Genomic DNA, 19,201 nt, shown 5'->3' on the forward strand with positions numbered 1-19,201 from the left:
AAGGTGCGCCGATGTTAAAAGGTCTAGCTTTCAAAACGTATACAGCTGGGGCCGGGCGGATTGGTTATTGCGCCAACGGTCATGCCGACAGCACGAGTGGCAGGGCGGCCACGAAACCTCGTCAGGCAGACGGGGTATCGCCCACCCTCTACACTGGCCATTTCGCGAGGTCCTGCCATGCCACCCTGTATCTATCTCGCCGGTCCCGAAGTCTTCCGGCCCGATGCCGTCGCCCAGGGCGACGCGCTCAAGGCGCTGTGCGCCCGTCATGGCTGCACGGGGCTGTTTCCGCTGGACAACGCCCTTCCCCGAGGCTGACCGAACCAGGGGAGCAGGCGGCCTGGATCTATCGGGCGAATCTGGCGCTGATCGAGCAGGCGGATGGCGTCCTGGCCAGCCTGGATTTCTTTCGCGGCGCCGAGCCTGACAGCGGCACCTGTTTCGAGGTGGGCTATGCGGTAGCGCTGGGCAAGCCGGTGGTGGGCTATGTCCCGGAGGCGGGCAGCCTGGCCGAGCGGATTCGTGCGCGACATCCCGAGTGGGTAGGCGTGGGGCTGCTGGACCGTGACGGCTGGACGCTGGAGGAATTCGGTCTGCCGCTGAACCTGATGCTGGCGGTACCGGCCAGCATCGTCGTCGGTGGGCCGGAGGTGGCCCTGGCGGTATTGCGCGAGCGGCTCGGCTAGCGAGTCAGGTGGGTACGACCCTCACCCCGGCCCTCTCCCAGGGGAGAGGGGTGGTTAGCGGTCAGTCCAGTGGAAAAGGCTGCGCCGTTTTCCACGCTACGGAGTTTCGCCCCGTAGGGGAGAGGCGGTCTGAACGGAGTCAGCCGCGTGCCAGGGACGCCAGTTCGTCCAGTCCGCTGTTGCCGTCGGCATAGGCCGCGCGGAAGCTGTCGCGCTGCTGCCAGCGCGCCCAGAAGGCCGCCAGGTGCTCGAAGCGCTCGTCCAGCGGCGTCTGGTTGGTGGGGAACTTGGAGAAGGCGATGGCGGTGCACAGGGTGATGTCGGCAAAGGTCGGCGCCGCGCCGCCCAGCAGCCACTCGCGACCATCCGCCAGGTGCCGATCCACCAGCGCCGCGTGCATCAGGGCTTCCTTGCGGCAATGCTCGCCCCACTGCGGATTGTGGGTCAGCTCCAGCTTGTGGCCGAGGCCTTCGTGCTGCACATGGAACATGGTCACGATGCGATAGAGCACATGGATGAAGATGCGGTCATTCCACATGGCGTCCTGGCCCTGCTCCAGCGGCGTTTCGCCCATTACCTTGCGGCCGGGATAGCTGTTGTCCAGATAGCGGGCGATGGCCGCGCTCTCGGCCAGGTAGCCGCCGTCGGCGAGTTCCAGGGTCGGCGTCTCGCCCCAGGGATTGCGCTTGAGATGCTGCCACTGGCGTTGCTCGCCTTCGGGCGCCATCTTCAGGATGACCTCCTCGAATTGGTCGGCGATGCCCTTTTCCTGGATGAACAGCCGCAGCCGTTGCGGGTTGGGAAAGGCAGATGGCGAGGTGAAGAGACGTAGCTTGGCCATGGAGGACTCCGGAAGGGACAGTGACGAAGCATGTGACTGCGGGCAGTCGTGCCGCGTTCGTACGAGGTGACCAAGGATGCCGGGCCAGGGCCGGGGCGAACAGCCAAGCCGCTGTATGCCCTCCATGCAGAGAGTCGATTGGTCAGGCGGGCGTTCAGCTCACGAGGCTGGCGACGATCCGTTCGCGCAGCCAGGCATGGGCTGGATCGCGGTGCAGGCGTTCGGGCCAGAGCAGCAGCATGTCGAAGCCCAGGATGGCCAGGGGGGCGGCTGGACCTGGAGACCGGGATGGTTCAGGGCGATCTGGGCGGGCAGCAGGGCCACCAGATCGCTGACCAGGAGGACACTGGCCAGGGTGGCGAAGTGGGGCACCGACAGCACCACCCGCCGTTCGCGGCCCTGTTCCGCCAGCAACCGGTCAGTGACGCTGGCGAAGCCGCCACCGCTCGGCGAAACCAGCGCCTGATCCAGTTGGCAGAAGGTTTCCAGGGACACAGGTTGCTGCAGCGCCGGATGGCCGCGCCGGCCCGCCAGCAGATAGTGTTCGGTGAACAGCAGCCGCTGACGCAGACCCGCTGCGGCGGTATCGGCCACGTCCAGCGCCAGGTCCAGGCGATCCCCCTCCAGTTGCTCGGCGAGCAACGCCGGCTTCTTGTCCAGCAGCGCCAGGCGGATGCCGGGCGCCTGCTGGCGCAGGTCAGCCAGCAGCGGGGTGAGCAGGGTGGTGGCACTGTGGTCGCTGGCGGCGATGCGCCAGGTTCGCTCGGCGCGAGCCGGTTCGAAGGGGCGGCCGGTGCCAAGGCCTCGTCCAGGGCTGCCAGCGCCTGGCGCAAGGGTTCACGCAGCGCCGCCGCGCGCGCCGTGGGTCGCATGCCGCGCGGCCCAGGTAGCAGCAGGGGATCGTCCTGCAGCTGGCGCAGCCGACCCAGCTGCAGGCTGACGGTGGGCTGCGCCAGATTCAGGCGGCGCGCGGCGCGGGTGACGTTGAATTCCACCAGGAGGGCGTCGAGAGTCACCAGCAGGTTGAGATCGAGGCGGCGCAAGCTATTGTGCATGGCAATGGCTACTGTTTCGGTAATTCATTTCCAGCATAACTCCGCCGTCACCTAGCCTGGCCACCTTTCCCTCGAGAGGTACGTGCCATGAAGGTCCTGCTGGTCTACGCCCATCCCGAACCCCGATCGCTCAACGGTGCGCTGCGCGACTTCGCCGTGGCCCATCTGCAGGCGGCCGGCCATGAGGTCCAGGTCTCCGATCTCTATGCCCTGCACTGGAAGGCCACCCTGGATGCGGCGGACGCGCCACACCTGGCGCCTGGGGCACGCTTCGATGCGGTCCTGGATTCTCGGCAGGCCTATGCCGCCGGCCAGCAACCGGCGGATATCGCCGCCGAGCAGGCCAAGTTGCTGTGGGCCGATGTGCTGATCCTGCAATTTCCGCTGTGGTGGTTTTCCTTGCCGGCCATCCTCAAGGGCTGGGTGGAACGCGTCTATGCCTGCGGCTTCGCCTATGGCGTCGGCGAGCACAGCGACACTCACTGGGGTGACCGCTATGGCGAAGGCACCCTGGCCGACAAGCGCGCCATGCTGGTGGTGACCTGTGGCGGCTGGGCGTCGCATTACAGCGAGCGCGGCATCAATGGCGCGCTGGATGACATCCTCTTTCCCATCCAGCACGGCATCCTCTTCTATCCCGGCTTCAGCGTGCTACCGCCGTTTCCGGTCTATCGCACGAGCAAGCTGGACGCCGCCGGCTTCGAGCGACTGTGCCAGGCCTATGGGGCACGGCTGGATGGACTGGTCACGGACACGCCCCTGGCGTTCCGGCGGCAGAATGGAGGGGATTACGAGATTCCGGCACTCACCCTGAAGCCCGAGCTGGCGCCGGGGCGGACCGATCTGGGGATTCATCTGCGGGAGGAATGAGGGCTGGCGCGGCCATGGTTTCCATGGCTCGGGGCCCAACGGCGGGGCTGGGCCTTGGGTGGTGTTGGGCTTCGCTGGCGCTCAGCCCAACCTACGAAGCGTCCCTCACCCCAGCCCTCTCCCAGGGGAGAGGGGGCGGTTACATGCGGTGTATGGACTGCAGTGAAGTTGACCTTATCAGTGGAAAACGCTCTGCGGTTTTCCACGCTACGTAGCGAGTCTACCGGGTTGAGCCGTAGGTTGGGTTGAGCGCAGCGAAGCCCAACGGTGCCCAGGATTGAACATCCTCGTTGGGCTTCGACGATGGAGCCGTCTCAACCCAACCTACGTAACTACGACGCTTCAGTGGAAAAGGCTGCGCGGTTTTCCACGCTACAGGCTGTAGGGTGGACGACGGCGCAGCCTCGTCCACGCGAATCATTCAAGGCAAGTCGCCTCAGTTGGCTCTCTTGCTGTCTACCTGATCCAGGCGGCCGCCGCGGAAGGTAAGGAAATGCAGCATGCCGTTCCAGGGACCGTAGGCCCATTCCTCGACGAATTCCACCTGGCGATAGCCATAGCCGTCGGTGACCTGGCGTTCGCCCAGGGGCGTGACGCTCAGCGGCTCGCCGCACTTGCCGCGAACCTCGTGGGTGGTGGAGCCGGTGGAGACCAGGGCGCTGCCGCAACGCAGCGACGCGGCCTGGCTGGTGCCGGTGGCGAGCAGGAGCAGCAACAGCAGGGGGCGCAGATTCATTGGCGCTGGAACTCGATGCGGGTGAGGCGATTGGCTTCGAAGGTGAGGATGTAGTTGGCGCCGTTCTTCGGGCCGTACACCCATTCCTCGATCACCGCCTCGCGGCGTTCGTTGCGGCCCAGTTCGTAGCCCACCAGGTCGCGGTGGGCGGGTTCGCCGCATTTCTGCAGCACTTCGAAGGCGCGATCGCCCCGGCTGACCAGGGCGTTGCCGCACCTCATGGAATCGGCGGCGGCGCCGGTGGCGACCAGCAGGGTGAGGGCGGCGAGTAGGCAACGCATGGGGGTCTCCTGACCGGTCAGAGCACCCGAGCTGCAACTGCGCGGCCGTGGGCGATTCACCGGATTGGGCTTGAGTGCTGACGTCCAGCAGATAGACCCGCTGGGCATCCAGTTTCGCCGTGTCCACCAGATAGGTCTTGATGGCGCCCGCGCGCTGCTGGGCCAGGCTGCGCAGGAGGCCGTCGTTGCCACTCCAGGCTTCGAGCACCGCCTGGCGCAGGCGCGCCGTGCGGGTGGCATCGTCAAGACTATCCCATTCCTGCGGGGGTTGCGCCTGCAGTCGCAGGCGGTACAGGCCTTCCAGCAGGGGCGCGCGCATGGCGGCGGGTACCTGCAACTGGCTGGGATCGGCGGGGACCTTGTCGCCGCGACGCTGCAGCAGGTTGAAGTACTGGGTCTGGAAGTCCTTTTCCAGCTGGCTGGCGGCCAGGGCGCGACCATCGCTGGCGGCGCCGGCATGGCCCCTGACCTCCACCGTCAGCTGCGGCCGCTGGCGCAGGGCCGCGGCCAGTTTGTCCAGCTCGCCGCGGGCCTGGGCCGAGAGCGTGGTGCTGCCGGCGGCGAAGTCGATGGCGCTGAGATCCGCCTCGTGCCCGCCAACCAGTCCCGCCAGCATGCGGAAGGGCGCCTGGACGGCGCGGCTGAGCACATTGCGCAGGGTCTGCCAGACCACCGGCATGACGCTGAAGTTGGGATCAGCGAGATTGCCCGCCACCGGCAGGCGCAGGTCGATGCGACCGTGGCTGTCCTTGAGCAGGGCCACCGCCAGGCGCACCGGCAGGTCAACGGCGTCCTTGCTGTCCACCCGCTCGCCCAGTTCCAGCTGGTCGAGCACCACGTGGTTCTGCGCCTGCAGCCTGCCGTCGTCGATGCGGTATTGCAGGTCCAGGTCGAGGCGCCCCTTGCGCACCGCATAGCCGGCGAACTTGCCGGTGTAGGGCGACAGGGTGGTGAGTTCGACCTGGCGGAAGTAGGCGGTCACGTCCAGTTGCTGCAGGGGATCGAGGGGATCGAGGCGGCCCTTGATCTCCACCGGGGCGAAGCGATCGACCTTGCCGGCGAGGTGGATGTCGGCCGGCTTGGAGGCGGCGGTGTCCAGGGTGCCGATGCCGCCTTCCAGCGACTGGATGTTGGTGGCGAAACCAGGTTTGAGGCTGTTGTCGGCGAAGTCGGCGCTGCCATCCTTGATGGTTACTCCGCCAATGCGGATCTGCAGCGGTGGCGAGCTGTCCTTCGACGCGGTTTTCGGCTGGGGGACCAGCAGGGCGCTGAAGTTGTTGCTGAGGTCTTCGTTGATCACCAGGGTGCCATAGGGCTTTTCCAGGTCGATCTTGTCGATGACCAGCTGTTTGCCAAGGGTGAAGGCGATGCCTTGCAGGTCCAGCAACTGCCAGCGCATGAAGTCCTGCTGGTGCAGGGTGTCGAGCACATGCACCTGGGTGACCTGGGCCGCGCCGCTGACGGTCAGCCCCAGCGGCTCGCCCGGGGCCAGGGCCAGCTTGAGCCGGCTGGCCAGCTGGCCGCTGCGGATCTCCAGGCGCACATAGGGGCTGAGATAGGGCTGGGCCTGGCGCAGGTTGAGTTCGTCGATGCCGACGTCGAAGCTGCCCTGCAGGGGCGTCAGCGCCAGCTGGCCGCTGGCGGTGATGCGGCCGCGATCACCGAGGGTGGTCTTGAGCTCCAGGCCGAAGGGCTTGCTGCTGGCGGTGTCGAAGCCTTTCACCGCCAGGTCCAGGCCGCTGAAATAGAGACTGGCCGGCTCCTGGGGCACGCGGTCCACCAGGTGCAGCTGGTTATCGCTGAGCTGGGCGTCGTCGAGCTTCACGCGCCACGCCGGGCCACTGCTGGGGGCATCGCTGGTGGGGAAGAGCTGCTGCCAGTCGAGCGTGCCGTCCTGCTCGCGATTGCCCCAGGCATCCAGGCCGTTGCCGCGCAGGCGGGCGATGCTGACTTCGCGCTTCTGCAGATCCAGACCGATACCCTCGGCGGCCAGGCGCTTGAAGCTGGCCTTGGGGTCGGCATTCACCGCCTGCACGGCGACGTCGTCCAGCGCCAGGCGGCCTTGACTGAGTTGCAGTTGCAGGGTCTTGCTCAGGTCCAGGCGGTAGTGGGCGCTGGCTTCCAGGCGCCCCTTGCCCAGCGCCAGCGGCAACTGGTTGCGCACATAGGGCCACCAGGGCGCGAGGCTGACGCCCTTGAGGGTCAGGTCGCCTTCGCTGCGCAGCGGCAGGAGATCCAGGCTGCCCTTCCAGGTGAGCTGGCCGCCCTGGGCGGTGGTGGCGGTCATTGCCAGTTGGCCTGGGGTGTCGCCGCTACGGGTGCGGAAATCCTGCAGGGTGGCGTCCAGGGGGGTGAAGGTGGCCTCCACCGGCTGGGCGCCCTGGGCATCGAGGAAATGCAGCCGGCCACCGACCAGGGCAATGCGCTCGATGTGCACCGGGAAGGGCTGGCCGGGCTCCGCCTCCGCCGGGGTCGGCGCGGCGGTGGTGGTGGGGTCGCTGCGCCAGAGCTGGGCCAGATTGACCTGGCCACCCTTGGCGATGCGCAGATCGACCTGGGGCTGGTCGAGGCGCACCTCGGTCAGGTGCAGGGTCCGTCGCCAGAGGCTGTCCCACTGCACATCGGCCGAGAAACCTTCGGCCGCCACCACGGGGTGCTCCGCCGGACCGATCAACAGCTTTTCGGCGTGCAACTGCAGGGTGAAGGGGTTGAAGCTCAGGGCCTGCAGGCTGGCGGGCTGGGTGAAGCGCTCGGCCAGCGCCTGGTTGAGGTAGTGCAGGGCGAGGCGCGGTCCGGCCAGGAATCCGAGCAGACTGTAGAGGGCCAAGAGCACGAGCAGCACGAGGCTCGCTTTCACAATTCTGGGCATGCAGGCATCTAGGACGGCGAAGGTGCCCGGATTATGGCACGGCACCTTCGCCAACGAGGGCGGTGGCCGTCCCAAAAGCACTGCTGGCTATGGGAGTCATCAGGGCCACGACTACAGGAGCGGCTGCAGAATCGCTCACAGTTTCGCCAACCCGGACGAGCGGAGCGGGCGCGCGACCGATCAGTGGTCAGGCGGACGGGAAGGCTTCTGGTAGAGGCGCCGAGGCCTGTGCCGAAGGCTCTAACACGGCACTTTGCCATGATCCGCCCGTCGCTCCGGATTAAGTTTGACTTAAGGACCGCCGACTAGTCTCGCGAACAGGTTGCATTCTCAGGGAGGGGGACACGGCGACGGGCTCAGCGGCTCGCGGCGTGACGACAGGACGGCCAGGGCAACCGCGAATCGAGAAGCCGCGCCGCCGGGAGTCGCAGATGTCCAGTCCGATCCAGCTCCATTCCATCCAGAAGAAGATCCAGTTCCTGCGCACCACCTTCAGCTACGTCGGCTGGTCGCTGTTCGGTCTGCTGCTCTGGGACGTGGCGGTGACGGTGGACGCCATGCTGTTCGTCGACGAGCGCTTCGACCTGCCGCTCACGCCCCTGACCCTGCTGTGCTCGGCGCTGGTGGTGCTGATCAGCTTTCGCAACAGCAGCGCCTATGCCCGCTGGTGGGAGGCGCGGACCCTGTGGGGCGCCATGGTCAACAGCTCGCGCAGCTTCGGCCGCCAGGTGCTGACCCTGATCGACGACCAGGGCAGGGTGCAGAACCGGGTCAAGGCCGTGCTGCTGCGTCGGCACATGGGCTATCTGCATGCCCTGCGCGCCCAGCTCAAGCGCCAGGACCCGGCCCAGGCCGCGGCGCCCTATCTGGCGCGCCACGAATTGGCGTTGGCCGACGGCAGCCTCAACTTCGCCAACGACATCCTTGCCGGCACTGCTGAGCTGATCGCCAGCGAATACCGCCAGGGCCGGCTGGACAGCATCCGCCTGGCGCGGCTGGAAGAGACCCTGGTGGACATGTCCAACTGGCAGGGCGGCATGGAGCGCATCGCCAACACCCCCTTGCCCTATCCCTATGTCTGCTTTCCGCAGCTGTTCAGCTTTCTGTTCTGCATCGCCATGCCGCTGGGCCTGGTCTCGACCCTCGGCTGGTTCACCCCGCTGGTGTCGACCGTGGTCGGCTTCATGTTGCTGGCGCTGGAGCGCATCGGCAGCGATCTGCAGGCGCCCTTCGCCGACAGCCAGCACCAGATCACCATGGACAAGCTGTGCGCCACCATCGAGGCCAACCTCTTGTCGATGCTGCGGCCGCGCAGCGAAGAGGGCAGCGCCGTGGCCCTGGCCCAGCCCGAGGACGACGCCTTTCCAAGCCGACGGGTGGCCTGACCGGCGGCGTTACCCAGGAGGCGTCGGGCCGCCAGGGTGGGAAACGTGCGGAAAGTCCCGCGCCAGAGGCATTTCTTTCCTGAGGGCACGGCACTAGCGCCGCTTCGCTCCGGTCACATTTTGCAATCTCCCCTGGCAGCGGTGGTTGGCTGGGGCCCAGCGGGTCATGCCGTGGGTCGCTGGCGGGCCGGGGCGAGAGGTGCCGTGGGGCCTGCGTCCCGCGACCTATATCTCGCTACGGATGCCCGCTCATGTCCGAAACTCGTTCCCCGACCGCCGGGGCCAGCGCCGAACCCTCTCGCCGCGCGCGCCATGCCCTGGATGCCCTGAACTTCACCCTGGCCGACGTCCGCGACGGCCTGGGGCCCTATCTCGCCATCTACCTGATCGCCGTGCGCGGTCCGGGGGAGGGCTGGAACGAGGCCACCGCCGGTTTCATCATGACCCTGGCCGGCATCGCCGGGCTGATCGCCCAGACTCCGGCCGGCGCCCTGATCGACCGTACCCGCCACAAGCGCCTCATGGTCGGCGTCGCCGCCCTGGTGGTGACCGTCTGCAGCGTGCTGCTGCCCTTCGTCTCCAACTTCTATGTGGTGGCGGCCACCCAGTCGCTGGCCCATGCCGCGGCGGCCATCTTCGCCCCGGCGCTGGCGGCCATCACCCTGGGGATCGTCGGGCCCAAGGCCTTCACCCGGCACATCGGCCGCAACGAAGGCTTCAACCACGCCGGCAACGCCGTCTCGGCGGCGCTGGCCGGTGGCCTGGCCTATTTCTTCGGCCCCACCGTGGTGTTCTGGCTGATGGCGCTGCTGGCGGCGGCCTCCATCGTCGCCATCGTCCGGGTGCCCCAGGACGAGATCGACGATGACCTGGCCCAGGGGCTGGGTGACGAAGTCGGTGCCCGCGACGCCAAGCCGGTGTCGGCCTGGCAGGCGCTGCTGGCCAATCGCAAGTTGCAACTGCTGGCGCTGCTGGCCGCGATCTTCCACCTGGCCAATGCCGCCATGCTGACCTCGGTCGGCCAGCAGCTGACCCATATCGTCGGCAAGGACAGCGCCACCTCGCTGGTGGCCGTCTGCATCGTCGCCGCCCAGTGCGTGATGGTGCCGGTGGCCATCCTGGTGGGGCGCAAGGCCGACGTCTTCGGGCGCAAGCCGATCTTTCTCTTCGCCTTCGCCGTGCTGGCGATCCGTGGCGTGCTCTACACCTTTTCCGACAGCCCCTACTACCTGGTGGCGGTGCAACTGCTCGACGGCATTGGCGCCGGGGTCTATGGCGCCCTGATGCCGGTGATCGTCGCCGACCTGACCCGCGGCAGCGGACGCTTCAACGTCAGCCAGGGCGCCATCGCCACCGCCCAGGGACTGGGCGCGGCGATCAGTGCCACCATCGCCGGGATCATCATCGTCCGCTTCGGCTACGCGGCGGCCTTCACCACCCTGGCGGCCATCGCCGCGGTAGGCTTCGTGCTCTATCTGCTGCTGATGCCGGAGACCCGCGACGAGCACGTCGCCGGGGACGCGGCGCGGTCGAGCGGCTCGGTGGTGGGAGGCTGAAATGACACGCCAGGATGATTTTCTCGCCTTCGCCCATATCGGCGATCTGCACCTGACCACCGCCGAGGCGGACAATGCCCGGGCGCTGCAGACCCTCCTGCAGCGCCTGCGCGGGCGCAGCGAGCTGGATTTCGTCTATCTGCCCGGGGATAACGCCGACAACGGCACCGCGGAGCAGTATCTGTTGCTCAAGCGACTGCTGGACGACTTTCCGCTGCCGGTAACGGTGATCACCGGCGACCACGACATGGAAGGCGGCGATCTCGGGCCCTTCTATGCCGAGTTGCAGGTGCCGCAACTGCCTTATGCCAGGGAGGTGGGCGGCGTGCGTTGCCTGTTCCTCGACATGTGTGGACCGGGCACCGGCGGGCCGGATTTCCGCCTTGGCCGCGAGCAGGTGCAATGGTTGGAGCAGGAGTTGCACCAGGCGACCCGGCTGGAGCAGCACTGCGTGGTCTTCATGCACAGCTATCCGGCGGACCTGCAGGGGCCCGGCGAGGCCGAGCGGGTGGCGCGGCTGCTGCACGAGGGCCCGGTGCGCCTGGTGGAGATCGGTCATACCCACTACAACGAACTGGCCCACGACGGCGGCGTGCTCTATGCCGCCTGCAGATCCACCGGCCAGATCGAGGAAGGCGGTGTAGGATTCGCGCTGGTCACCCTGGACGGTCCGGCGGTGAGCTGGCGCTTTCGCGAATTGCCCGACGGCTGGCCCTGGGTGCAGATCACCGCGCCCGGTGATGCCCGCCTCAACGGCGCCGGTGTGGCCGAGGTCCGCGAGTGCCGGGTGCTGGTGCTGGCCGAGAGCGACCTCACGGCCTGCGAGTGGCAATGCGACGACGGTCCCTGGTGGCCGCTGCAGCCGCTCGGCAAGGGTCGCTATCAGGGGGACCGACCCGTGCCGGAGGGCGTCCGCCGGTTGCAGGTCCGGGTCCGGGATGCGCAGGGCGGCGAAGACCGTGACGAGGTGGAGCTGAGCGGTCATCTCAGCCCCGTCGCCGCGCCCGTCGACTGGGGCTCGGATCGCACCCAACTGGGTGAATGGCGGGCCAGGGGCGTCCTGGGGACCCAGCTGGGACCCAATCGCAATGGCCGCAAATGGTGAGGTCGGCCAGGCCGGTTTCGCGAATCGACTAGAAGGAACAGCGCTTTCATGGGGTCCATCATCACCACTCCCCACGTCCTGACGTGGGTCATCGCCGCCCTGGCCACCCTCGGGGTGGTCTCGCGGCCCTTCGGTCTGCCGGAGGCGCTGTTCGCCGTCGCCGGTGCCGCGCTGCTGGCGCTGTTCGGCCTGTTGCCGCTGGACGGCGTCTGGCACGGCGTCGCCAAGGGCACCGACGTCTATCTGTTCCTCATCGGCATGATGCTGCTGGCCGAGATCGCTCGTAAGGAAGGGCTGTTCGACTGGGTCGCCGGCCACGCGGTGCGTGCGGCCAAGGGATCGGCGCTGCGGCTGTTCGCGCTGGTCTATGGCGTCGGCATCCTGGTCACGGTGTTCCTTTCCAACGACGCCTGCGCCGTGGTGCTGACCCCGGCGGTCTACTACGCCACTCGCGCGGCGAAGGTGAAGAATCCGCTGCCCTATCTGTTCTCCTGCGCCTTCATCGCCAACGCGGCGAGCTTCGTGCTGCCGATCTCCAACCCGGCCAACCTGGTGGTCTTCGCCGAGCACATGCCGGAGCTGAGCCGCTGGCTGGCGCTGTTCACGGTGCCGTCGATCCTGGCCATCGCCGCGACCTTCCTCACCCTCTGGGCGACCCAGGCCAAGGTCCTGCGTGCCGAGCGGTTGTCCGAGGGGGCGCGGTGGAGGCGCTGCCCACCACCGGACGCATCGCCGGCTGCGGTCTGATCCTGACCATCCTGGTCCTGCTCGGCGCCTCGGCGCTGGATCTGGAGCTGGGTCTGCCGACCTTTCTCGCCGGCTTCGCCACCTTCCTGGTGGTGGTGGCCTGCAAGCGTGGCGGCGGCCTGGAGTTGCTCAAGCACATTTCCTGGGGCGTCCTGCCGCTGGTGGCCGGGCTGTTCGTGCTGGTGGAAGCCCTGGAGACCACCGGGGTGCTGCAGGCGCTGGCCAATCAGCTGCAGGCCGTCGCCCAGGCGACGCCGGAGCGCGCCGCCTGGGGCGCCGGGCTGCTGGTGGCCTTTGGCAGCAACCTGGTCAACAACCTGCCGGCCGGCCTGCTGGCCGGGGCGGCGGTGCAGACCGCCCATGTCTCGGAAAAGATCGCCGGCGCCGTGCTGATCGGCATCGACCTCGGGCCGAACCTGTCCATCACCGGCTCCCTGGCGACCCTGCTGTGGCTGGCCGCGCTGCGCCGTGAAGGGCTGTCGGTGAGCTTCTGGCAATTCCTCAAGCTGGGCGCCGTGGTGATGATTCCGGCGCTGGTGCTGGCGCTGGCTGCCTTGATCCATCTCTGACGGACGGTCACGGCTTATCCTCAGGCAAGGCGATTTTTGCCCTCTGCCTGGGGCACTATCGGCATACCTCTGCTACGAAGAGCTGCCCATGGCCATCGCGCGCTACACCGGCTTCGCCCAGGCCCTGCACTGGCTGACCGTCGCCCTGCTGTGCCTGCTGTTGCCCTTCGTCTGGGTGGCGGAAAACTTTCCGCCCGGACCGGTGCGGACCCTCTGGTACCTGCTGCACGAATCCACCGGGATCTCGGTGTTCCTGCTGATCCTGATCCGGCTGACCTGGCGCTGGCGGCATCCGGCGCCGCCGGCCCATCCCCGTGACGGTCGTCTGCTGCGGCTGCTCGCCGCGCTTAACCATGGCCTGCTCTATGCCGTGCTGCTGCTGATGCCGGTGACCGGCTACCTGATGGCCGGCCAGGGCCAGCCGGTACCGGTGTTCGGGCTGTTTTCCCTGCCGGGTTTTCCCCGGCATGAAGCCCTCGGCATCCTCGCCAATCGCATCCATGTGGCTGGTCAGTTCGCCGTCTATGGGCTGGTGGTCCTGCACGTGGCGGCGGTGGTCTGGCATGTGGCGATCCGCCGCGATGGCACCCTGGAGCGGATGTTGCCCGAGCAACGGCCTTAAGGCGTCAGCTCCCTTCCACCCGCTGCCGGTCGCGTTCCAGCAGGGCCGGCAGGGTCTCGCGCAGGTGGTCCACCAGGGTGCGGATCTTGGCGTCGAGAAAGCGCCGCGACGGATAGAGCGCATGGATGTCCAGGGCATAGAGCCGGTGCCCCGGCAGCACGCGCTGCAGGCGGCCACTGGCCAGGCCGGCGACCGCGGCGTACAGCGGCAGGGCGCCGATGCCCAGGCCGCTGGCCACGGCTTCGGCCAGGGCATCGGCGGTGTTGACCTGGAAGGGCGGTCGATCCACCGCCACCTCGGCTATACCCTCCGGTCCTTCCAGCAACCAGCGATCCGGCGCCATGGCGCGATTGACCAGCCGCAGGCAGCGATGCCCGACCAGCTCCGCCGGGGTGGTCGGCCGGCCCTGGCGCTCCAGGTAGGCGGGCGCCGCGCAGAGCACGCTGTGGGTGCTGCCCAGATGCGCCGAATGGAAGGCCGAGTCTGGCAGACCGTCGGCCAGGATCAGCGACAGGTCGTAGCCTTCCTTGAGGATGTCGGTGAAGGTCTTGGTCAGTTGCAGATCCAGGTCGACCTCGGGATAGCGCTCGCCGTAGCCGGCCAGGCTCTGGATCAGGTAGTGCTGGCCGAGGCCGGTCATGGTGTGGATGCGCAGCCGGCCGCGCGGCACGGCCAGGGCGTGGCGGGCCTCGGCATCGGCTTCATCGAGGTCGACGAGGATGCGCTGGCAGCGCACCAGGTAGCGTTGGCCGGCTTCGGTCAGGCGCAACTGGCGGGTGGTGCGGTGCAGCAGCCGGGTCTGCAGGTGCTGCTCCAGCTGGCTGACCGCCCTGGATACATAGGCGGTGGTGAGTTCCAGCTGGCGCGCGGCGGCGGTGAAGCTGCCGGTCTTGGCCACGCAGGCGAAGGCGCGCAGATTGAAGAGATGATCCATGGACGGGGCAGGGCGGTGGAAAGGGCCATTGTGGGCCATTACCCGCCCGTTGGTTAAGGCTCTTTGCTGCCATACCCGGCTTAATCCGGGCGGGCGAGGCTTTCTAGAATGGCCGCCGAGGCGCTGCGCCTCCCCCTTCCGCTCGCTCTCGTCGTTGCCCAGCATGCCTCTCGCCTCACCGCCGCTCGCGCGGCCCGCCGCTGCCTTCTCCCGTACCCGCTGGCCGGGCCGCAACGCCTGGCGCCGTGCCGCTCGCGAATGGGTGCGTACCGATGGCCAGACCTGGGCCTTTATCGCCAAGGCGCTACTGGCCGCGGCCCTGGCGCTGTGGCTGGCCTATCGCCTGGAGCTGCCGCAACCGAGCACGGTGCTGGTCACCGTCTTCATCGTCCTGCAGCCGCAGAGTGGCCAGGTGCTGGCCAAGAGTTTCTATCGCATCCTCGGCAGCCTGGCCGGCCTGACCTTTACCGTGGCCGCCATCGCCCTGTTCGCCCAGGAGCGAGTGCTGCTGCTCGGCGCCCTGGTGCTGTGGATCGGCTATTGCACCCGTGGCGCGGCGCGCTATCGCGACTTTCGCAGCTATGCCTTCCTGCTGGCCGGCTATACCGCCTGCCTGGTCGGACTGCCGGCGGTGGCCCAACCCCAGGGCGCCTTTCTCCAGGCGATCTGGCGTCTGCTGGAGATCGCCCTGGGCATCTGCTGCGCCGGCGTCGTGAGCGTGGCGATCCTGCCGCAGACCACCCGCGGCGTCCTGCGCCGGACCCTGGCGCAGCGCCTGCGCGATTTCCTGGCCATGGCCCATGACGGTCTGCTGGGCCAGCTCGACGGCGAACGCTTCGCCGGGCTCAGTGCGCGTTTCGCTGCCGACTCCGTGGGCTTCGAAAGCCTGCGCAGCGCCAGCGTCTTCGAAGAGCCCTATCTGCGCCGACGCAGCGGACGGCTGGCCGCCCTGGGCAATCGTCTCATGCTGCTCAACACCCGCTTCCATGCCCTTCATCAACTGCTCGACCGTCTGGCCGGACGGCCACCGGCGGTGCGCCAGGCGCTGGCGCCCGCCCTTGGGCTGATCGCCGCCGCCCTGGCGCCGGGCCTGGGTCACCTGCCGGAAGAGCGTGACCTGCGCCGCCTCAGTGAGCGCCTGGCCGGGGAGCGCGAGATGCTGATGACGGCGATCCGCGACGGTCGCCAGCAACTGGGCCAGACAGCGCCTGGCGCCGCAGTCGATCGCCTCGACTACGACACCGCCGCCGAACTGCTCTATCGCTTCGCCGAGGACCTGCACCTGCTGCTGAATACCCAGCTGGAGCTGGACCTGCCGACCAGCACCGCGCCCAAGACGCGCGAGACCTTCACGCCGCTGGCCAGTCGCGCGGTGGCCTGGATGGCCGGGCTGCGCAGCGCCCTGGTGGTGCTGGGCGTGGGACTGTTCTGGATCGAAACCGCCTGGCCGAGTGGCGCGGCCTGCACCCTGGCGGCGGCGCTGATCTCGGCGCTGGCCTCCACCTCGGCCGATCCGCGCCGCTATTGCCTGCAACTGGCCGGTGGCACCCTGGTCGGGGCCCTGGCCGGTGGGCTGCTGCAATTCCAGGTGTTGCCCTGGATCGACGGCTTCGCCCTGTTGCTGCTGGTCCTGATGCCAGTGTCCGCCACTGGCGCCTGGCTGATCACTCGACCCCGGCTGGCGGGCTATGGCACCGGGCTGATGGTCTGGTTCTGTTCGGCGGCGCTGCCGGGCAATCTGCCGCGCTACGACGCCGATGTCTTCTGCAACACCTACCTGGCCTACGGATTGGCCTGCGCGGTGGCGGTGGTAGCCGTCAGCGTGCTCCTGCCGCCCAGCCAGCCCTGGGTCTGGCGCCGGCTGGAAGATGCCCTACGCGAGCGGCTGATCCATGCCATCGGGGCACCCCTGGCCGGTCTGAGTGGCCGCTTCGATTCCGGCTTGCGCGATCTGCTCAACCAGGTGCAGGTGCTTACCGTCGGCCAGCCGGAGGTGCAGCGCCGGCTGCTGCGCTGGACCTTCCTGAGTCTGGAGCTGGGCCACGCCATCATCGAGTTGCGCCTGGAGCAGGCCGCGCTGCCACCCTTGCCTTGGTATCGCCAAGAACGTGCCTGGCGCCTGGCCATTCGCGCCCTGGGACGGGCCCTGGTGCGACTGTTCCGCAAGCCCGACGCCGCCAACCTGGCCCGCGCCCTGGCCGCTGTGGACCACGCCATCACCCTGGCGCACCAGGCCCAGCGCCACCTGGAGCCCAATCCGGGCGACTTCGATCGCTCACCGCTGCGCCGTATCGCCAGCTACCTGCATTTCATCCGCACCTCGCTGCTGGCGCCGGATTCGCCCCTGGCCGGGTACCTGCCGCCGGCCAGGCAACCGGCGCGGGACGAAGGCTGAGCAGCGCTTCTGGAAATATTGGCTAGGCTTACGAACGGGGAGGGCCGTCAGGCCCTCTGCCATGCGACTTTCGGCACAACCAGAACAAGGCCCGCCTGCCCATGCCCGTCCGCTTCGTCCGTCCGCTGCTCTGTTCCGCCAGTTTTCTCCTGACGCCCCTGGCGTCCGCCCAGGAAGCCCCCGGTGCCCCCGGCGCCGGACCCTTCTGGTCCTATTCCGGCAAGACCGGCATCGGTACCAGCTACGAGGCCTATCGCGACGGCGCCTACAGCGACCAGGCCAGCACCGGCCGCGTCTCGCGGGTGTGGTTTTCCCTGGCGCAGGGGGTGGTCACCGAGACCATGCAGGGACTCATCCACGAGGCGCAACTGCGCGAGATGCAGCTGGTGATCCGCGGACCCGACTTCACCCACCTGGAGCGCGACGATACCGACAGCCGCATCGAATACCTGGCCACCGATGCCGCCGGCCGGCCCACCTCGCTGGCCTACAAGATCGTCAACCGCGACCGCCAGGGCCGCTACGAGATCGAAAAGCACATTTTCACCGACCCGGACCAGGACACTCTGGTCATGCGTGTCATCTTTCGCAGCCAGGACCCGCGCATCCAGCCCTATCTCTATGTCGATCCGGCGCTGGCCAACAGCGGCAGCCACGACCGCGCCGCGGTGAAGGGTGGGGTGCTCTACGCCAGCGAAGGCGAGCACGCCCTGGTGGTCAAGGCCAGCCAGCCGCTGCAGACGCCCACCGTGGGCTTCGTCGGCAGCTCCGACGGCCTCGACGACCTGCGCCGCAACGGCAAGCCGACCCAGACCTACAGCAGCACCGGCGACCAGGCCGGCAACGTCGCCATGCTCGCCAAGCTACCGCTCAAGGGCGCCGAGACCACCCTGGACGTGGTGGTGGGCTTCGGCGCCAATCCGCGCCAGGCCGAGGCGGCGGCGGATGCCACCCTGGCCCACGGTTATCAAAAGGTGCTGGCCCACTACAACGGCGAGGGCGACGCCATCGGCTGGCAGGACTACCTCGCCAGCCTCGACCAGCTGCCGCGTCTGCAGGCCCAGGCCGGCGACGGCGGCAAGCTGCTCAACGCCAGCGCCCTGGTGCTCAAGGCCCAGGAAGACAAGACCCACGCCGGCGCCCTGATCGCCTCGCTGTCCAACCCCTGGGGCGAAACGGTGCCGGCGGGCAAGGGCACCACCGGCTACAAGGCGGTCTGGCCACGGGACTTCTACCAGTGCGCCATGGCGCTGCTGGCGCTGGGTGACCGGCAGACGCCCAAGGTCGCCTTCAGCTACCTCAAGCAGGTGCAGGTGGATGCCAATACCGCGCACAAGCCGGCCGACAGCTCCGCCTTCATCCACCAGCAGAAACAGGGCGACGAGGTGCGGGCGCCGGGCGCCACCGGCTGGTTCCTGCAGAAGACCCACGTCGACGGCACCATCGAGTGGGTGGGCGTGCAACTCGACCAGACCGCCATGCCGATCATGCTCGGCTATCGCCTCTGGCAGGGCGGCCTGCTGGGTGACGCCGAGATCGATCGCTGGTACCGCGCCATGCTCAGGCCCGCGGCGGATTTCCTCGCCCGCGACAGCCAGGTCAACCTGGGCTGGAACACCTGGCAGGTCAAGCCGCCGCAGACCCAGCAGGAGCGCTGGGAAGAGCAGTGGGGCTATTCGCCATCCACCACCGCGGCGGTGATCGCCGGTCTCGCCACCGCCAGCGAACTGGCGCGCCATGCCGGCGATGAGGCCAATGCCAGCCGTTACCGCGACACCGCCCGGCGCTATTCCGGCCAGGTGGAAAAGACCATGGCCACCACCCAGGGCAGCCTGGGCGCCGGCAACTACTACCTGCGCATCACCCAGAACGACGATCCCAACGACAAGGGCAAGCTGGTGGACAACAACAGCCGCCCGGGCCTGCCGGAGGACCAGGTGCTGGACGCCGGCTTCCTCGAACTGGTGCGCTACGGCGTGCGGCCGGCGAGCGATCCCCTGGTACAGAAGAGCCTGGCGGTGCTGGACGACGAAGGCCTGCCGGAGAATCTGCGGGTCAAGTACAGCTTCCAGTACCCGGGGGTGAACGGCACCTTCCCCGGCTGGCGGCGCTACGGCAACGATGGCTATGGCGAGAGCGAAAGCTCCGGCATCAATTTCCCCGCCACCGAGCAGCCGGTACCCAACTCCGGACTGCGCGGCCGGGTCTGGCCGATCTTCACCGGCGAACGCGGCCATTACGAGCTGGCGCGTCTGGTCCTGCAGGGCAAGCCGGATGCGGCAGCGCTGGGCAAGCTGCGTGACACCTACGTTCGCGGCCTGGAACTGTTCGCCAACGCCGGCCTGATGCTGCCCGAACAGGTCTGGGACGGCGTAGGTGACAACCGGCGCCACGGCTACACCCAGGGGCAGGGCACCGATTCGGCGACGCCGCTGGCCTGGTCCCATGCCGAATACGTCAAGCTGCTGCGCTCCCTGGCGGACGGCCAGGTATGGGATCGCTACCCGTTGGTGGCGCGGACACTGGCGCCCTGAAGCAAGCCAGTTGTCG

General features: G+C 68.1%; 13 protein-coding genes and 3 pseudogenes. 10 read left to right on the top strand and 6 right to left on the bottom strand.

The genetic code is table 11. The annotated features are described in order from the left end of the window. Nucleotides 1-177: 177 nt before the first annotated feature. A pseudogene (locus tag BGI51_RS10665) lies at nucleotides 178-686 on the top strand (nucleoside 2-deoxyribosyltransferase). A 139-nt stretch (nucleotides 687-825) separates the two neighbouring features. Here the strand turns inward: BGI51_RS10665 and BGI51_RS10670 are convergent. Further along, nucleotides 826-1,527, bottom strand: a complete 702-nt coding sequence (locus BGI51_RS10670; protein ID WP_187981100.1) for a glutathione S-transferase family protein — start codon at nucleotides 1,525-1,527, stop codon at nucleotides 826-828. Between the two features lie 154 nt (nucleotides 1,528-1,681). Then, nucleotides 1,682-2,582, bottom strand: a pseudogene (locus BGI51_RS10675) (LysR family transcriptional regulator). Nucleotides 2,583-2,669: 87 nt separating this feature from the next. On the opposite strand from BGI51_RS10675, the gene BGI51_RS10680 reads away from it, so the two are divergent. After that, complete coding sequence (locus tag BGI51_RS10680; protein ID WP_187981101.1) at nucleotides 2,670-3,452, top strand: NAD(P)H-dependent oxidoreductase; 783 nt, start codon at nucleotides 2,670-2,672, stop codon at nucleotides 3,450-3,452. Between the two features lie 436 nt (nucleotides 3,453-3,888). Here the strand turns inward: BGI51_RS10680 and BGI51_RS10685 are convergent, their stop codons facing one another. From BGI51_RS10685 to BGI51_RS10695, 3 genes and pseudogenes are all read right to left on the bottom strand, one after another. Then, nucleotides 3,889-4,272, bottom strand: coding sequence for a DUF2845 domain-containing protein (locus tag BGI51_RS10685; RefSeq protein ID WP_187981306.1), 384 nt, complete (start codon nucleotides 4,270-4,272; stop codon nucleotides 3,889-3,891). Further along, nucleotides 4,185-4,469, bottom strand: a complete 285-nt coding sequence (locus tag BGI51_RS10690; protein ID WP_133862215.1) for a DUF2845 domain-containing protein — start codon at nucleotides 4,467-4,469, stop codon at nucleotides 4,185-4,187. The genes BGI51_RS10685 and BGI51_RS10690 overlap by 88 nt, the downstream gene beginning before the upstream one ends. Nucleotides 4,470-4,494: 25 nt before the next feature. Next, nucleotides 4,495-7,338, bottom strand: a pseudogene (locus BGI51_RS10695) (DUF748 domain-containing protein); the annotation flags it as partial. A gap of 431 nt (nucleotides 7,339-7,769) precedes the next feature. On the opposite strand from BGI51_RS10695, the gene BGI51_RS10700 reads away from it, so the two are divergent. The 6 genes from BGI51_RS10700 (at nucleotide 7,770) to BGI51_RS10720 (ending at nucleotide 13,322) form a co-directional block, all read left to right on the top strand. Next, nucleotides 7,770-8,723: a bestrophin family protein gene (locus BGI51_RS10700; RefSeq protein ID WP_187981102.1), complete on the top strand. Its 954-nt coding sequence runs from the start codon at nucleotides 7,770-7,772 to the stop codon at nucleotides 8,721-8,723. A 251-nt stretch (nucleotides 8,724-8,974) separates the two neighbouring features. Beyond that, nucleotides 8,975-10,279, top strand: coding sequence for an MFS transporter (locus tag BGI51_RS10705; protein ID WP_187981103.1), 1,305 nt, complete (start codon nucleotides 8,975-8,977; stop codon nucleotides 10,277-10,279). Nucleotide 10,280: 1 nt separating this feature from the next. Continuing rightward, the gene (locus BGI51_RS10710) at nucleotides 10,281-11,384 is read left to right on the top strand and encodes a metallophosphoesterase family protein (protein WP_187981104.1); all 1,104 of its coding nucleotides are present in this window, start codon (nucleotides 10,281-10,283) and stop codon (nucleotides 11,382-11,384) included. A gap of 48 nt (nucleotides 11,385-11,432) precedes the next feature. After that, the gene (locus BGI51_RS23870) at nucleotides 11,433-12,131 is read left to right on the top strand and encodes an SLC13 family permease (RefSeq protein ID WP_356595267.1); all 699 of its coding nucleotides are present in this window, start codon (nucleotides 11,433-11,435) and stop codon (nucleotides 12,129-12,131) included. Next, nucleotides 12,086-12,700, top strand: coding sequence for an ArsB/NhaD family transporter (locus tag BGI51_RS23875; protein WP_356595270.1), 615 nt, complete (start codon nucleotides 12,086-12,088; stop codon nucleotides 12,698-12,700). The genes BGI51_RS23870 and BGI51_RS23875 overlap by 46 nt, the downstream gene beginning before the upstream one ends. Nucleotides 12,701-12,788: 88 nt before the next feature. Continuing rightward, nucleotides 12,789-13,322: a cytochrome b gene (locus BGI51_RS10720; protein ID WP_187981105.1), complete on the top strand. Its 534-nt coding sequence runs from the start codon at nucleotides 12,789-12,791 to the stop codon at nucleotides 13,320-13,322. A gap of 4 nt (nucleotides 13,323-13,326) precedes the next feature. Here BGI51_RS10720 and BGI51_RS10725 read toward each other — a convergent pair whose 3' ends face one another. Further along, on the bottom strand, nucleotides 13,327-14,256 hold the full coding sequence (locus BGI51_RS10725) for a LysR family transcriptional regulator (RefSeq protein ID WP_187981106.1): 930 nt from the start codon (nucleotides 14,254-14,256) through the stop codon (nucleotides 13,327-13,329). Between the two features lie 163 nt (nucleotides 14,257-14,419). On the opposite strand from BGI51_RS10725, the gene BGI51_RS10730 reads away from it, so the two are divergent. Both BGI51_RS10730 and BGI51_RS10735 read left to right on the top strand, forming a co-directional pair. Continuing rightward, complete coding sequence (locus BGI51_RS10730; protein ID WP_187981107.1) at nucleotides 14,420-16,651, top strand: FUSC family protein; 2,232 nt, start codon at nucleotides 14,420-14,422, stop codon at nucleotides 16,649-16,651. 101 nt (nucleotides 16,652-16,752) lie between these two features. Beyond that, nucleotides 16,753-19,185 carry a glucan 1,4-alpha-glucosidase gene (locus BGI51_RS10735; RefSeq protein WP_187981108.1) on the top strand — a complete coding sequence of 811 codons (2,433 nt, stop codon included), beginning with the start codon at nucleotides 16,753-16,755 and terminating at the stop codon, nucleotides 19,183-19,185. The last annotated feature ends 16 nt before the right edge of the window (nucleotides 19,186-19,201 follow it).

The sequence above is a fragment of the Pseudomonas oryzihabitans genome (genome assembly GCF_014522265.1).
In the GTDB taxonomy this organism is placed as follows: domain Bacteria; phylum Pseudomonadota; class Gammaproteobacteria; order Pseudomonadales; family Pseudomonadaceae; genus Chryseomonas; species Chryseomonas aestiva.

What these genes read in the sequence shown, in the direction of transcription:
- BGI51_RS10685 (WP_187981306.1), bottom strand. Translation starts at nt 4,272, where the DNA reads ATGGGTGTACGGCCCGAAGAACGGCGCCAACTACATCCTCACCTTCGA.
- BGI51_RS10735 (WP_187981108.1), top strand. Translation starts at nt 16,753, where the DNA reads ATGCCCGTCCGCTTCGTCCGTCCGCTGCTCTGTTCCGCCAGTTTTCTC.
- BGI51_RS10680 (WP_187981101.1), top strand. Translation starts at nt 2,670, where the DNA reads ATGAAGGTCCTGCTGGTCTACGCCCATCCCGAACCCCGATCGCTCAAC.
- BGI51_RS10700 (WP_187981102.1), top strand. Translation starts at nt 7,770, where the DNA reads ATGTCCAGTCCGATCCAGCTCCATTCCATCCAGAAGAAGATCCAGTTC.
- BGI51_RS10710 (WP_187981104.1), top strand. Translation starts at nt 10,281, where the DNA reads ATGACACGCCAGGATGATTTTCTCGCCTTCGCCCATATCGGCGATCTG.
- BGI51_RS23870 (WP_356595267.1), top strand. Translation starts at nt 11,433, where the DNA reads ATGGGGTCCATCATCACCACTCCCCACGTCCTGACGTGGGTCATCGCC.
- BGI51_RS10670 (WP_187981100.1), bottom strand. Translation starts at nt 1,527, where the DNA reads ATGGCCAAGCTACGTCTCTTCACCTCGCCATCTGCCTTTCCCAACCCG.
- BGI51_RS10730 (WP_187981107.1), top strand. Translation starts at nt 14,420, where the DNA reads ATGCCTCTCGCCTCACCGCCGCTCGCGCGGCCCGCCGCTGCCTTCTCC.
- BGI51_RS10720 (WP_187981105.1), top strand. Translation starts at nt 12,789, where the DNA reads ATGGCCATCGCGCGCTACACCGGCTTCGCCCAGGCCCTGCACTGGCTG.
- BGI51_RS10690 (WP_133862215.1), bottom strand. Translation starts at nt 4,469, where the DNA reads ATGCGTTGCCTACTCGCCGCCCTCACCCTGCTGGTCGCCACCGGCGCC.
- BGI51_RS10725 (WP_187981106.1), bottom strand. Translation starts at nt 14,256, where the DNA reads ATGGATCATCTCTTCAATCTGCGCGCCTTCGCCTGCGTGGCCAAGACC.
- BGI51_RS10705 (WP_187981103.1), top strand. Translation starts at nt 8,975, where the DNA reads ATGTCCGAAACTCGTTCCCCGACCGCCGGGGCCAGCGCCGAACCCTCT.